At 70.9% G+C, this 14,035-nt stretch carries 12 protein-coding genes; 3 read left to right on the top strand and 9 right to left on the bottom strand.

Going from position 1 to position 14,035, the window contains the following annotated elements:
- Window positions 1-288: 288 nt before the first annotated feature.
- Complete coding sequence (locus tag UA74_RS31630) at window positions 289-468, bottom strand: hypothetical protein (RefSeq protein WP_157434065.1); 180 nt, start codon at window positions 466-468, stop codon at window positions 289-291.
- 6 nt (window positions 469-474) lie between these two features.
- On the opposite strand from UA74_RS31630, the gene UA74_RS08780 reads away from it, so the two are divergent.
- Window positions 475-876, top strand: a complete 402-nt coding sequence (locus UA74_RS08780; protein ID WP_075764196.1) for an ACT domain-containing protein — start codon at window positions 475-477, stop codon at window positions 874-876.
- Between the two features lie 289 nt (window positions 877-1,165).
- On the opposite strand, the gene UA74_RS08785 is transcribed toward UA74_RS08780, so the two are convergent.
- The 4 genes from UA74_RS08785 to UA74_RS08800 all read right to left on the bottom strand — a co-directional run bounded on the left by UA74_RS08785 (window position 1,166) and on the right by UA74_RS08800 (window position 5,398).
- Window positions 1,166-2,047, bottom strand: coding sequence for a GntR family transcriptional regulator (locus UA74_RS08785; RefSeq protein WP_075743565.1), 882 nt, complete (start codon window positions 2,045-2,047; stop codon window positions 1,166-1,168).
- 137 nt (window positions 2,048-2,184) lie between these two features.
- Complete coding sequence (gene pdxA, locus UA74_RS08790) at window positions 2,185-3,219, bottom strand: 4-hydroxythreonine-4-phosphate dehydrogenase PdxA (protein WP_075764198.1); 1,035 nt, start codon at window positions 3,217-3,219, stop codon at window positions 2,185-2,187.
- The gene (locus UA74_RS08795) at window positions 3,216-4,403 is read right to left on the bottom strand and encodes a four-carbon acid sugar kinase family protein (RefSeq protein WP_075764200.1); all 1,188 of its coding nucleotides are present in this window, start codon (window positions 4,401-4,403) and stop codon (window positions 3,216-3,218) included. The genes pdxA and UA74_RS08795 overlap by 4 nt, the downstream gene beginning before the upstream one ends.
- Complete coding sequence (locus UA74_RS08800; protein WP_075764202.1) at window positions 4,400-5,398, bottom strand: 2-keto-3-deoxygluconate permease; 999 nt, start codon at window positions 5,396-5,398, stop codon at window positions 4,400-4,402. The genes UA74_RS08795 and UA74_RS08800 overlap by 4 nt, the downstream gene beginning before the upstream one ends.
- Before the next feature lie 200 nt (window positions 5,399-5,598).
- On the opposite strand from UA74_RS08800, the gene UA74_RS08805 reads away from it, so the two are divergent.
- The gene (locus UA74_RS08805; RefSeq protein WP_075764204.1) at window positions 5,599-7,464 is read left to right on the top strand and encodes a Xaa-Pro dipeptidyl-peptidase; all 1,866 of its coding nucleotides are present in this window, start codon (window positions 5,599-5,601) and stop codon (window positions 7,462-7,464) included.
- A gap of 102 nt (window positions 7,465-7,566) precedes the next feature.
- The gene (locus UA74_RS08810; RefSeq protein WP_075743566.1) at window positions 7,567-8,625 is read left to right on the top strand and encodes a DUF4192 domain-containing protein; all 1,059 of its coding nucleotides are present in this window, start codon (window positions 7,567-7,569) and stop codon (window positions 8,623-8,625) included.
- Between the two features lie 147 nt (window positions 8,626-8,772).
- Here the strand turns inward: UA74_RS08810 and UA74_RS08815 are convergent, their stop codons facing one another.
- The 4 genes from UA74_RS08815 to UA74_RS08830 all read right to left on the bottom strand — a co-directional run bounded on the left by UA74_RS08815 (window position 8,773) and on the right by UA74_RS08830 (window position 13,804).
- A complete protein-coding gene (locus UA74_RS08815) occupies window positions 8,773-10,836 on the bottom strand; it encodes a S9 family peptidase (protein WP_075739830.1) in 2,064 nt (687 codons plus the stop codon).
- A 3-nt stretch (window positions 10,837-10,839) separates the two neighbouring features.
- Window positions 10,840-11,802 (bottom strand): UDP-glucose 4-epimerase GalE, encoded by a 963-nt coding sequence (gene galE / locus UA74_RS08820; RefSeq protein ID WP_075739831.1) that lies wholly within the window; start codon window positions 11,800-11,802, stop codon window positions 10,840-10,842.
- A gap of 62 nt (window positions 11,803-11,864) precedes the next feature.
- On the bottom strand, window positions 11,865-13,115 hold the full coding sequence (gene galK, locus UA74_RS08825; protein ID WP_404799967.1) for a galactokinase: 1,251 nt from the start codon (window positions 13,113-13,115) through the stop codon (window positions 11,865-11,867).
- A complete protein-coding gene (locus UA74_RS08830; protein WP_075739832.1) occupies window positions 13,112-13,804 on the bottom strand; it encodes a metal-dependent transcriptional regulator in 693 nt (230 codons plus the stop codon). The genes galK and UA74_RS08830 overlap by 4 nt, the downstream gene beginning before the upstream one ends.
- Window positions 13,805-14,035 lie beyond the last annotated feature (231 nt).

Here is a 14,035-nt window from a genome sequence, read left to right on the forward strand (position 1 = left end):
TCGGTGCAGGTCCGAAGCCCGTCGCACGCTCTCCCGCGTGCACATCCGTCCAATGCCCACCAGGTCGCGTGAGTCCGAGGATGTCACACCCGACCTGGCGGCACGCCGTGCGCAGGGCACTGGGCGATCGACTGCGGTTCGCCGCAGGCTCCGTCCCGGTTCGCCCGGAGAGCGAGTCGGCATCGTCGGGGCGGCCGCTGCACCGGCACGACGCTGCCTCGCCTGCCGGTCGGCCGCGGCCGAGTCGATGAGGGCGCGGCGCGAGCGACTGCGTCCGGCCGCCTCGATTCAAGCTCGGTCGGCCGCCTCCTTCGCAGGAGCCCGCAGCCGTCCGCCCACACCGCCGCCGCCCCTGCCGTCGTCGTCGCTCGGCTCGTGGGAACAGAGATCCACGACGTCCGCGTGCCGGGTGCCGATGCGATGAGTGGGGACCCGGTCGCTCCCGGTGATCACTCGGCTTGGGAACATCACGGTATGGAACTGGACGTCCTGGCTGGCGAGTACGCGGTGTGCAGGCTCGACGCGGGGGAGGCGCTGCCGGACTGGATCGGACCCCGGGACGGCTCACGGCTGTGCTCCGTCACCTGGGCGGGCACCGAACTGTCCGTGCTGTGCCCCGCCGAGCAGGTGCCCGTCGACGAGGAGGCCGGTGACGTGCGGGTGACCGCAGGCTGGCTGGCGCTGCGGGTACGAGGGCCGCTCGACTTCGCTCTCATCGGGGTGCTCGCCTCGCTGGCAGAGCCGTTGCGGGAAGCCGGCGTCAGCGTGTTCTCGGTGTCCACCTTCGACACCGACTATCTGCTGGTGCCTGCGGCGGACCGATTCACCGCGTTGGCGGCGCTGCGCGAGGCCGGTCACACGATCGCCGAGGGGTGACTCCCCTCGGCCGGACTCGGGCGACGGCGGGGACTCCACAGCGGGGATGAGTTCCGCAGGCGGCGTGCTGAGAGCGTCGGCAGTGCACGATGTCGTGCGCCGCAGTCCAGGGCTTTCGTCCACCGGCCGCTTCCCGGTGCTGATCCCGATGATCCTGGCCGTCGGATTTGCGCCGTCGTGAGACCGTGCCGCCCGTCCCGTCGCCGTGGCGGCGGCTCGGCGAGCGAACGGAGTCCTCGGAGCCACGGGTAGCGGGCCGGGCTCGCGATCGGCGTGGTCGATCGGGCTCTCACCTCGCGTCGGTGCCGCCGCCCGCCAGCGAGTCGAGCTCGTCACGCAGCCGATCCACCAGATCCCTCGCCCGGCCCAGCGCGGGTGAGGACGGCGGGACGGCGGACGGCTCGATGGGAAGCAGGTCCGGCGCGGGGGTCAGCCGGAGCTGTTCGTTCTGCTCACTGAGCTCGACCTCGAAGGCGACCCGGTCGGCGCGGTGCCAGGTGGCGAACCACTCCAGCGGCCTGCCCAGCTGATCGGCTCCGCCGCCCTCCAGCAACAGCAGCGGTGCCCCTTCCGGCAGCGCGAGCGCCTCCGCCAGACGCGCGTCGGCAGGGACGGCTCGGACCTGTCGACGTCCGCTCACCGGACGGATGCCCAACGTCGTCTCCAGGACATGGTGGAGCGAGGCGTCGGTCAACAGTTCCTCGGTCAGACCTCGCACTCGTGCCGACGGCAGCCAGGTGCGCACGTAGGCCACCGGTTCCGAGCCCACCGAGCGCAGTCGTTCCAGCCGCATCGTGTCCGTGGTTCCCAGATACTCGGCGACCTGCGGCGGCGGACTGGCCGGGACCAGGTGCACGACCCTGGTGCGCAGGGCCAGGCCGCTTCGCGAGAACTGTTCGAAGAGGCCCGTCGCCCGTTGAACCAGCCTGCGGTGCTCCTGGGGCGATGCCACCACCGGAGCCCGTCCCTGCTCCCGACGGACGAGTCCCTCGGTGACCAGCGCGGCCAGCGCCTGTCGGACCACGCTGCGCGCCACCCCGAAACGGTCTCGCAGGGTCGCCTCACTCGGCAGCGTCGCGCCGGGCGGCATCTCGTGGTCGCGGATCTCTGAGCGCAGCACCGCGGCAACCTGTGCGTGCAACGGCTGCGGTGAGTTGCGGTCCACAGGCATGCGGGTGAGTTTAAGAGCCTGCGGGCCGTTCCCTTCTCCCCGTCGGGTGGGAGCGGCGCCTGTGAGTTCGTCGCCCCCGCCGTTCGCACGCACGCCGTGCCCCTCTCCTGATCGACGTGGTCCGCTGCCTGCGGCTATCACGCCGGGTCGGCACCGGAAGCGCTTCGCCAGACATGACCCCAGCCCGGCGCAAGCTCTGCGGCCCGGCGCAGGGCCAGCACCAGACTGGCCTCTCTGGCCTGGCCGGTGCCCACGATGTCGAAGGCCGTGCCGTGATCCACTGAGACTCGGACGACCGGCAGCCCGACGGTGATGTTCACTCCGTCGTCGCCGTAGACCGCCTTGAACGGCGCGTGTCCCTGATCGTGATAGCAGACAGCGACGAGCCGCCACTTTCCTCGGACGGCAGCCGGGATCAACGCATCGGCCGGGAGCGGGCCCACCGCGTTGATGCCTGCTGCGACGACCTCGGCGATGGCCGGGACGAGCACGTCGGCATCCTCGTCGCCGAACAGCCGATCCTCGCCTGCATGCGGATTGAGACCTGCCACGCCGATCGGCTCCGCAGGCCTGCTCAACGCCGTGCCGAAGGAGTCCGCCAGCCGCAGCACGGAGGTCACCCGCTGCCGGGTCACTCCCTCGATCGCATGGCGCAGGGAGACGTGGGTGGTGAAGTGGAAGACGAACAGGTCGCCTGCGGAGAGGACGAGGCTGAAGTCACGCACGCCGAACTCGTGGGCCAGCAGCTCGGTGTGGCCGGGCCAGCGGTGGCCCGCCGCGTGCATCGCCGCCTTGTTCAACGGTGCGGTGACGATGCCGTCGACCTGGCCGTCACGCGCCAGTGCACAGGCCGCCTTGACGAAGCGGACCGCAGCGTCGCCCGCCCTCGGGTGGACGGCACCGGCAGGCACGTCCGCGAGGGAGTCGCCGACCTGGATCACCTCGATGGTCCCCGGTTCGTTACGTGCCTGTCGAGGGGTGGCGATCACGCGGACCCTCGCCGGGTCGCCGCCCGCGGTCCGGACGCCTGCCCGCACGGCGTCGGCGTCCCCGACGACCACCGGGGCGCAGAGACCACGGAGGTCGGCGTGGCCGAGCAACGCCTTGGCGGTGATCTCCGGGCCGATGCCCGCCACATCGCCGATCGTGAGCGCAAGGACGGGAATCGTCACTGCGGGCTCCTTTCTCGGATGACCGCGTCGACGGCCAGGGACAGCACGTCCTCGGCGCCGAATCCGCCCGCCTTCGTCACCACGGGCAGGCCCTCGGCGCGACCGCCGAGGATGCGGCTGCGGGGTACACCGGGGACCACCTCGTCCAGCAGCCGGAGGCCGGTCGCATCGAGCGCGTCGAGGACGGCCCGTGCGCCGTCGCCACCCGTGAGCACGAGTCCGTCGACAGGGTGACGCTCGATCATGTCGGACGTCAGGTCGGCGAGGCGGCGAGCGACGGTCGTCGCGTCCGTCTTCTCGCCGACCTCTGCCGGGCTGATGAGCAGGGTCGGGGCGTCCGTGGTCGGTGCGGTCGCGAGGAATCCGTCTCGCCAGCGTCGCCAATGGTCGGCGTCGGCGATCACCTCGGCAGACGGCTGGAACGCTCGACCGGGGTGCTCGGCTGCGAGCCTGGCCGCCTGTGCACGGGTGACCGGATGCAGCGAGGTGACGACGACCAGTACGGCCCCGCCGCGCGGCGCCTCGCCCCATACCCGGGCCAGATGCCTCCCCAGGCCTGCCGATCCCACCGGCACCGCCGTCGGCCCCAATTCGCCGACGGCCGCGGCCAGCAGCGCGAGGTCGTCCTCGTTCTCGGCGTCGACCACCACCAGCGGGCCTGCCTCGCGCAGCCGGTCGGCCGCCGCCCGGGGATCGGTCAGTCCGGTCAGACTGACGCCGACTCCGTCGAACAGCCTGGGCAGCAGACTGTCACGCACCGAGGTCACCGGGTCCGAGCCTGCCGAGGTCTCGGCCACCGGCACGCCGTCGACGAGCAGGGTCCCTGCTCGGACGATCCGGCCTGCCGACGGGAAGGCGGGACACACCACGGCCAGCGCGTCGGGCCCCCATGCTGCGATCGCCGCCGAGGTCTCCTCGGCCACGGGACCGCGCACCGTCGAATCGACCTTCTTGTACAGGTGCTCGACTCCCTCCGCTCGAAGCCTGCCGACCGCCTCGGTCACCAGCCTGGCCGCCTCGGCCGGCTCGGCGTGGCGGGAGTCGGTGGTCACCGCGAGCACCTCGGAGTCCGTGCGGGCCGGTCGGAACTGCAGTTCGGTGTTCCAGCCCGCTCGTGCGAACTGCACTGCGGTGTCGTTCGCGCCGGTGAGATCGTCGGCGATGATCGCGAGTCGGGGTTTCATGCGGAGGTCTCCGTCTCGGGCTGGGACTGCTGAAGCGCTCCGTTGCGGCGGAGGACCCAGGAGGCGAACAGTGGGGCGGTGATCGCGGTGATCAGTACGCAGGTCGCGATCTGGGCGGTCGCGGTCCCGACGAACTCCGCGAAGCGCGGGTCGGCGGCGGCGACCACTGCGGGGGTGGCGATGGCGTTGCCCGCGGTCGTGCCTGCCGCGAAGCCGATGCCGCTCTGTCTGCCTCTGCGCAGGAGGAACCGATAGCCGAGGTAGACCAGCCCGCCGGTGATCGGCGTGATGAGCAGGCCGAGCACCAGACCGCTGATGCCGCCGCTGAGGATCGAGCCGAGGTCGATGGCGGTGCCGAGCGCGAAGGCGAAGAAGGGGATGACGATGTTGGGCACGGGCCGCAGCACCTCGCGCCACTGTGCGTCCAGATTGCCGATGATCATGCCGAGGACGAACGGCACCAGCGCCGCGACCAGGGCGATCACGGGGATGTCGCCGAGCCCCGACGCGCCGAGGAACAGCAGGGTGAGGAAGGGCCCGTCGTTGATCGCACTGGCCATGTAGGCGCCTCGGTCGCGCTCGTCGCCGTACTGTCCGGAGAAGGCCAGCCACAGACCGCCGTTGCTGTTGTCCAGTGCCGCGAGCAGGGCGAGGATCGAGACGCCGAGGATGCCGTCGATGCCGACGAAGCTGCCCAGCGTCACCACCAGCAGGGCCGGGATCAGGCTCTTGGTGAGCAGGATCGTGCCTGCCGTGGCCAGCACGGGACCGCCGGTGCGACCGGTGACCTGGGTGCCGGTGACGAAGATCAACAATGCGATCAGGGGCATCGCGCTGTCCTTGAACAGCGCCGTGGTGAATCCGCCGATCTCCAGGGCTCCGGGTGCGAAGGTGCCCAGCAGCGAGCCCAGGACCAGCGGCACCAGCATCAATCCGCCGGGAATGCGGCTCATGGTCCCGAACAGGGGAACCACGGAGCGAAGTCGTTCGCTCATCGTCGTCCTTCCGACACGTCGGTGACGTGCTGATCCTCCCGTAGCGCAGCACCGTCGGTACGTACAAGTGGTACGGACAATGTGCCACAGCTTTGCGGCGGAGGGAAGAGTCGACTCCATGTCGCCGCTTGACACCGATCCCACCTCCGGCAAGGGTGATCACAGTTCGTTCGGTGTCCGAATCTGCACGGGGAGTTGCCTTGCGACGTGCCCGAGGTGTCCTGCTCGCCGCCGCCCTCTCGCTGCCCGTCCTCGCGGCGCCCGCGCTGGCGTCGCCCGTTCTCGGCGAACAGGACCGCGCCCCGGCCGTCACGCCGCCGCTGGACTTCGAGGGCGGCGCCTCACAACCGGTGCTCGACCCGACCGCCGTGGTGCGCGAGAGCCTGTATGTCCAGGCTCCGGTGGACAGCGACGGCGACGGCCGCGACGACGAGGTCTATGTCGAGGTCGTGCGCCCGGACGTCACCGAGGATGGTCTCCGCCTCCCGGTCGTCTATTTCGCGAGTCCCTACTTCTCGGGCGGCAATCCGCTGCAGTTCCACGACGTCGACGTCGAACTGCACGTCCCGGGCGGGCCCGAGGGCATCGTCGGGTCTACCGCGTCGGCAGGTGATGCCGGCGCCGGGGCGGACGCCGATCAGGCGGCTGCTCGACCGGCCATCACCTCGGCTTATGAGTCGTTTCTGCTGGCCAGGGGATATGCGGTCGTCTACGCCGAATCGCTGGGCACCGGCTTGTCGACCGGGTGTCCCACCACCGGCGGCGAGAACGAGACGATCGGCGCCCGGTCGGTGGTCGACTGGCTCAACGGCCGGGCCCCGGCCAGGGACACGGCGGGCGACCCGATCGACGCCCCGTGGACGACGGGCCGGGTCGGAATGATGGGCGTCTCCTACAACGGCACCCTGCCCAACGCGGTGGCGGCGACGGGCGTCGAGGGCCTGGAGGCGATCGTTCCCATCGGCGCCATCTCGAGCTGGTACGACTACTACCGTGCCGACGGCGCCGTCGTCGCGCCCGGCGGATACCAGGGGGAGGACGCCGACGTCCTCGCCGAGTACGTCTACACCAGGGCCGATCGCGAGGTCTGTGCTCCCGTGATCGACGCACTGACCGAGCAGCAGGACCGCGTCACCGGCGACTACAACGAGTTCTGGGACGAACGCAACTACCTGAACGACGCCGATCAGGTACAGGCGGCAGTCCTGGCGGTGCACGGCCTCGCTGACTGGAACGTCAAGACCGGGCAGGTCGCCCAGTGGTACGACGCCCTGGCCCAGCACGATGTTCCCCGAGCCATCTGGCTGCACCAGGCAGGCCACGTCGACCCGCTCTCGGTCCGGCGGGAGGAATGGCTGGACGCCCTCAACCGCTGGTTCACCAACTACCTGCACGACGTGGACAACGGCGTGGCGGACGAGCCGAGGGCGACCCTGCAGCGTGAGGACGGGACCTGGACGGTCGAAGCCGACTGGCCCGCCCCCACCGCGACGGAGGCCTCGTTGTGGCCGTGGCCGGGCGGTGCCGCCGAGGGTGGTCTCGACCCGTCGAACCCGGTGCCAGGCAGCGCGACCGTGGAACGGTTCTTCGACGACGCCTCCAAGACGGCCCAGGACCTCGTCGACTCCCCACGCTCGGGAAATCGGCTGGCGTACTACACGCCGCCCGCCGCGCAGGAGGTCCGACTGAGCGGCACGCCCAGGGTCGACTTCGCCGTCTCCTTCACTCGCCCGGCGGCGAACCTCTCGGCACTGCTGGTCGCTCGCGCGCCCGACGGCAGTGCGGAGATCATCACGCGGGGCTGGACGGACCCGCAGAACCGGGACGCCGATGACCAGACCAGTCCGATCGTGCCGGGCGAGACCTACCGCGTCGAACTGACGATGCAGGCCCAGGACTACGTGCTGCCCGCAGGCCACGAACTCGGGTTCGTGCTGATCTCCAGCGATCGCGACTACACCCTGCGTCCCGCGCCCGGAGCGGGACTGGCGGTCGAGCTGGGGCGGACTCGTCTGGTCCTGCCCACGGTCGGCGGTCGTAGCACACTGACCAGTGCCTTCGGCTGATGATCACCCGTTCGGGAGTCCAGTTGTCCACATAGCCGGGTTGTCCACAGGGGCGTGCTGATCGGCGGGCGCCAGACGGCGCTGATCACGCATGGTCGTGCCATGAGCACGCCGCTGACCTCCTGTATTCGCCTGCACGATCCAGGCGAGTTGATCGCCGCCGTACCGCACCTGCTGGGCTTTCACCCCGCCGACTCCCTGGTCCTGATCACGCTCTGCGGCAGCGACCGCTCACGCGTCGGCGTGAGCATCCGACTCGATCTCCCCGGCGTCGACGAGTACGAGGCCGTGCAGGAGACCCTGCTGGCTCCGATACGGACTCAGCGGACCACCGGGGTGATGCTCGTCGTGGTGGGCGGCGGCAGCCACCACCGAGTCGACGGGCCGCCGCACCGAGGGCTGGTCGACGTCGTGGAGCGAGCCCTGGCCGACGCGGGAGTGCCGTGCCTGCACTCGGTCTGGACTCCGGACACCTCGACCGACAGCCGGTGGATCTGCTTCAACGAGGACGACTGCACCGGCAGGCTGCCCGATCCGGCGGCCACCACACTGGCCGCCGCGAGCGCGGCCGCAGGTCTGGTCACCTTCGCGGATCGCGCCGAGCTGGCCGACCTGCTGACACAGGACGACGAGGCGACCCTGCTCCGTCGGGCGGAGCTGATCGCCGCAGCCACCGAGGCGGGAGACCTGGACCGGACGCTGGCAGGCGCGGCGGCGGCCCGGCGCGACCTCGCCGCATTGCATCGGGCGTTGGAGTCGGTGGAGCGCGGCAGACTGATGGTCGACGACGATCTCGTGGTGCGGCTGGCCTTCTCCCTGACCGACCGTCGGGTTCGCGACGCCTGCATGCGCTGGTGCGCCGGACCTCGTTCGGAGGCGGCGGAACGTCTCTGGCTGGCGTTGACGAAGGCCACGCCTGCTCCCGAGCGTGCCGAGCCCGCAGGCCTCCTCGCCCTGTCGGCGTACCTGCGAGGCGACGGGGCGCTGGCGAGTCTGGCACTGGCCGAGGCCCGCGCCGCCTGCCCGGACCACCTCTTCGCCCAACTGCTCGATGAACTGCTCCAGTCTGGCGTGCCACCGAGCAAGCTCGCCGTCGTGATCTCGGCCAACGCGGAGGACGCGCTGCTCGCCATCGAGTCCGAGGACCAGGACGCATGGTGACCCGACTCCGGAACGAACCGGGCCGCCCGCATCCTCGGCCGCCGCGAAGGGAGATCGTCATGGAAACGGCTCGTCGTCTCGCGGCCCGACTGGTCGCCGCCCTCATCGCCTGCGTCCGGCGTCTGCGTCGAGGGCGGCGACAGAACGTCAGAGCAGGTCGGGACGTCGCCACGAGTCGCCGAGCACCCGCTCGGCGAGGAACGCGAAGACCGTCTCGTACCAGACCTTGGCGTTGCCCGGAGTCAAGATCCAGTGGTTCTCCGTGGGGAAGTACAGGAACCTGGCGGGCACGCCGTGCCGAGCCAGATCGTGGTACAGCCGAAGGGCCTCGCCGATCGGCACCCGATAGTCCCGGTCGCCGTGGATCACCAGCATCGGCGTGCGGATGTCGGCGACCCGAAGATGCGGCGAGTTCGCCGCCACCACCGCAGGCTCGGTCAGCGGATCACCCAGTGCGCGCTGCCAGAAGTAGCCGTCATCCGTCGTTCCGGAGAATTGGTCGATGTTCCACAACGACGCGTGGGTCACCACGGCGTCGAACCGGTCGGTGCTGGTGGCGATCCAGTTGGCCATGTACCCCCCGAAGGAGCCGCCCATCGCCGCAGTGCGCCGCCCGTCCACGTCCGGCCGTTCCACCGTCGCGTCGGTGATCGCCATCAGGTCGGTGTACGGAGCAGCCCCCCACCGCCGCCAGCCCACTCGGATGAAGTCCTGGCCGTATCCCGTGGACAGCGCGGGATCGGGGAGCAGCACCGCGTAACCGCGAGCGGTGGCCGTCCACGGATTCCACCGCCAGGTCCAGGTGTTCCAACTCATCATCGGTCCCCCGTGCACCCACAGCAGCAGGGGAGCGGGGTGCTGTGCGTCTGCGCCGACGGGCAGCGCGAGCCAGGCCCGCACGGTGCGGCCGTCGTCGACGGTGGTCTCGATCTCGGTCAGGGTTCCGGGCAGCTCGGCCACTGCGCCCGGCGCGGGCAGCCGCACCGGGTCCTGCTCGGTGCGGATCGTGTCGATCCGTACCGGCTGGGTCGGGTGGTCGATCGACGACCGCAAGGCGAACAGCACACCGGGATCGGCGCCGGGCTGGAGGTCTGAGTACGCACCTTCGCCGGTGAGGCGGTCGAGTCGACCGTCTTCCAGATCGAGGCGGAACACCGGCCTGCGGCCTGCCACGTTGGCGAGCAGGAACAGGCTTCGGCCGTCGCGGGCGACCGCCACCTCTTCCGGGCGGAACGGGAAGTCCGGCAGCAGATCGGTCAGCTCACCCGTGGCGAGGTCGGCACGGACGAGAGTCACATCCGGCGGCTCGTCGGCGCTGGCCTCCAGTTGACGCAGACAGAACACTGCGGCCGAGTCGGGGGCGAAGGCGGCGACCCGGAGGGAGGCGCCCTCCGTCTCGAAGGATGCCGTGGTCGCCCCGGTGCCAGCGTCGAGCACCACGACGGCGCTGCGGCTGCCTGCCTGCGGAGACACGTCGACGCGGAGTCCGTGGGCGACGAGGGTGCCGTCCGGGCTGATCAGCCCGGGCAGCGCGATCCTGCCGGTGGAGTCCGGCGTCAGGTCCAGCGGGTCGACGAGCCGACCGGCGTCCGCGTCGACACCCTCGGCGGCCAGCAGACGGGTGTGCGCCGGGCCGAGGTCGTGGTCCCAGTACCGCACCGGATACGACTCGTGCAGGATCGCCGTCACACCGGCCTTCTCGCGGGCCTTGCGCTTCTCCTCGTCGGCCTCGCCGAAGTCGACGAACGGGAGCACGGCGGCCGCGACGACGACCCGGCCGGTCTCGGCGGCGACCTGGACGGCCTGGACACCGCCGGACGGGGCGAAGACCTGCCGGGCCTCACCCGTCGGCGGCAGCAGCCAGAGCGCAGCTGCCGCAGTCGTGTCCTGCGGCGAGCCGGACGCCTCCTGATCGCGGCGAGCGGAGACGAACAGCAGCGAGCCGTCGGGACTGAAGACCGGGCTCGACTCGCTCTTGGCCGACCTGGTGAGACGCCGGGCAGGTCGTTGCCCTGCGGGGTCGAGTTCCCAGAGCGCGCCCTGCCATGTCTTGCCGTCCCCGGTCAGCTCGCTGACCACGGTGACGAGCCGATCTCCGGTCGGCGACACGGCCAGCGATCCGAGGCGGGGAACGGCCACGAAGCGGTCGAGATCGAGGAACGTGCCTGCCGCGTCGTCCGCAGGCGGCTCGGCGAGACTCGAAGTCGTCATCGATCAGGCGCCGATCCGGCCCTGGGTGAACCGCCAGGCGTCGGCGACGATGGTGTCCAGGTCCGGACGCTCCGGCTTCCAGCCCAGCTCGGCGCGGGCGCGGTCGGCGGCCGCCACCAGCGTCGCCGGGTCGCCCGCGCGGCGGGGGGCGAGCTCGGCCGGGATGGCGTGCCCGGTGACACGCCTGCAGGCGTCGATGACCTCCTTGACGGAGAAGCCGGTGCCGTTGCCGAGGTTGTAGATCCGGTGCTCGCCCGCCGAGGCGTGCCGCAGCGCGAGCAGATGGGCATCGGCCAGGTCCGTCACGTGGATGTAGTCCCGGACGCAGGTGCCGTCCTCGGTCGGCCAGTCGTCGCCGTAGATCGACACCTGGGCCCGCAGACCGGACGCCACCTGGAGCACGAGCGGGATGAGGTGCGTCTCGGTGGCGTGTCGCTCCCCGAACCGGTCGTGGGCGCCCGCGACGTTGAAGTAACGCAGGCTCACCGCCGCGAGACCGTGGGCGTTGGCGTAGGAGGTGATGGCGTGGTCGATCGCCAGTTTGGTGGCACCGTAGGTGTTGGTGGGGCGGGTGGGGGCCGACTCGGGGATCGGCACCTGCTCCGGCTCGCCGTAGGTGGCGGCCGTCGAGGAGAACACCAGCCGAGGAACACGATGCCGGTGTACGGCCGCGAGCAGCCGCAGCGAGGTCACCACGTTGCCGTCCCAGTACTTCGCCGGGTCCGTCATGGACTCGCCGACCAGCGACTTCGCCGCGAAGTGCAGGACGCCCTCGACCCCCTCGGCCAAGAGGTCGTCGGCCGCCTCGGCCAGATCGGCCTGGACGAATGTGGCGCCCTCGGGTACGGCGTCGGCGTGGCCGGTGGACAGGTCGTCGACCACCACGACCTCATGGCCCTCTTCGACCAGCCGCGCCGCACAGACGCTGCCTACGTATCCGGCTCCACCTGTCACCAGCAGCTTCACGTTTCCAGCCTTCCGTTGACGCCTCGCGGGACAGCGTTCGGCCGAGGCGGACGGGTGGCCGGTCAGCCTGCTGACGACTCCTCGCGGCCTGCGCCTGCCGAGGGCAGCGCCGCGAAGAACCGGGGGTGTGCCAGCCCGCGCTCGTCGAACGCGGCGATGATCGACTCCTCGACCTCCGCCTGTGCCGCAGACCGTATAAGGGCGATCGCTGACCCTCCGAACCCGCCTCCGGTCATCCGGGCGCCCAGGGCGCCCGCAGCCAGTGCCGACTCGACGACGAGGTCCAGCTCGGGGCTGGAGACCCGGTAGTCGTCGCGAAGACTCTCGTGCGAAGCGGTGAGCAGCGGGCCGATCATGTCGAGCCTGCCCTCCGTCAGCATTGTCACCACGGACTCGACCCTGGCGTTCTCGGTCACCACATGGCGGACCAGGGGCCGCAGCTCCTCGGGCAGGCGGGCCGTCGCCACGTCGAGTCCGCTGTGCGCGACCTCGCGCAGCGACTCGATCTCCAGGGCCTCGGCAGCCGCGACACAGCCGCGTCGCCGTTCCCCGTACCCCGACTCCGAGTGCGCGTGGCGGGTCCGGGTGTCGATGACCAGCAGCCGCAGGCCGTGCGCGGCGGTGTCGAAGGGCACCTGGATCTGCTCGCCGGAGCGGACGTCCAGGAACAGGACGTGCGCCGCCGTGCAGCACAGCGACGCCGTCTGGTCGAGAACGCCGGTCGGCGCGCCGACGAAGTCGTTCTCGGCGCGCTGCGCCCAGCGCGCGATCCGGGTGAGGTCCGGACGCGCGTCGTCTGCCGGTCCGTCCAGCGGCGTGCCTGCGAGGTCCAGCAGGCTCAGCGCGGTGGCGCACTCCAGCGCCGCCGAGGAGGACAGGCCCGCGCCGGTCGGGACGTCGCCACAGATCACCAGGTCGGCGCCGCCGAGTCGGACGCCTTCCTCTCGTAGGACCCAGGCCACGCCTGCGGGATAGGCCGCCCAACCCGTGACGTGCCCGGGCTCCAGCTCGGCGATGTGCAGCGGCTCGGCGATTTGTGGCCTGCCGTCGGCCCCGACGGTGGTCAGGTTCAACAGTCCGTCGTCTCGGGCCGAGGCCGCGACGACGGTGCGGTGCGGCAGCGCGAACGGCAGCACGAAGCCGTCGTTGTAATCGGTGTGCTCACCGATGAGGTTCACCCGTCCGGGCGCACCCCAGCAGACCTCGGGGGCGTGCCCGTGTCGGGCGCGGAAGGCCGCGACGGCACGCTGGGCGGCGTCCGCGGAGTCGGCGGGCACGGTGACTGACTCCTCGGCGTGGACGTCGGTGCTCACAGGGCGCGCACCAGCACGGCGTGAGCGATGTTGGTGGCGAGCAGGGCGCTACCGCCGGGTCCGGTCACCTTGATCTCGTTCGATCCGCCTGCGGAGGAGACGGTGACCACTCGGTCGGGCATGACGCCCGCCGCCTTCAGATGTGCCATCAGGTCGGGGTCGAGCTGCACGTACTCGGCGATCCGGCAGACCTGGGCCTGGCCGCCGCCCCGGCGCGCGATCTCGTCGAGCCGGAGCAGGTCGGTCTCCATCGGCGGCGCGGGTTCGCCGACGCCCAGCTTGTCTAGACCGGGGATCGGATTTCCATACGGGGAGGTGGTGGGGTTGCCCAGCAGCGTGACGAGCTTGCGTTCGACCGCCTCGCTCATCACGTGTTCCCAGCGGCACGCCTCGCTGTGCACGTGCTCCCATTCCAGCCCGATCACGTCGACGAGCAGGCGCTCGGCCAGGCGATGCTTGCGCATCACCGCCTCGGCGCGTTCCCGCCCGGCTCCGGTCAGCTCCAGGTGGCGGTCCTCGGCCACGATGAGCAGCCCGTCCCGTTCCATTCTGGCCACCGTCTGGCTGACGGTGGGCCCGCTCTGTCCCAGCCGTTCCGCGATGCGAGCGCGCAGTGGGATCACGCCCTCCTCGCCGAGGTCGTAGATCGTGCGCAGGTACATCTCGGTGGTGTCGATGAGCTCGTTCACGCCGGCTCCCCTGTTGAAAGTCCTAGAGCTTGTGGCAGTCGTGGTTCGTCGCGGAGAATGAGGTCGAGTCGCCAGGAGGGGGTCGCGAGAAAGGCGACACCTTGACACGCGAGCGGTGGGACCGCGCTACCGGCTACCACGACATCCTAGAGCCTGTCCTTGTTCCCTGTTCTCTCGTCATGTGACGCGTTGGTCGTCGGCGTCGCCGCCTCTCGGCCGTGACGCCGTCGT

The sequence above is a fragment of the Actinoalloteichus fjordicus genome (assembly GCF_001941625.1).
GTDB classification, from domain to species: Bacteria; Actinomycetota; Actinomycetes; order Mycobacteriales; family Pseudonocardiaceae; genus Actinoalloteichus_A; species Actinoalloteichus_A fjordicus.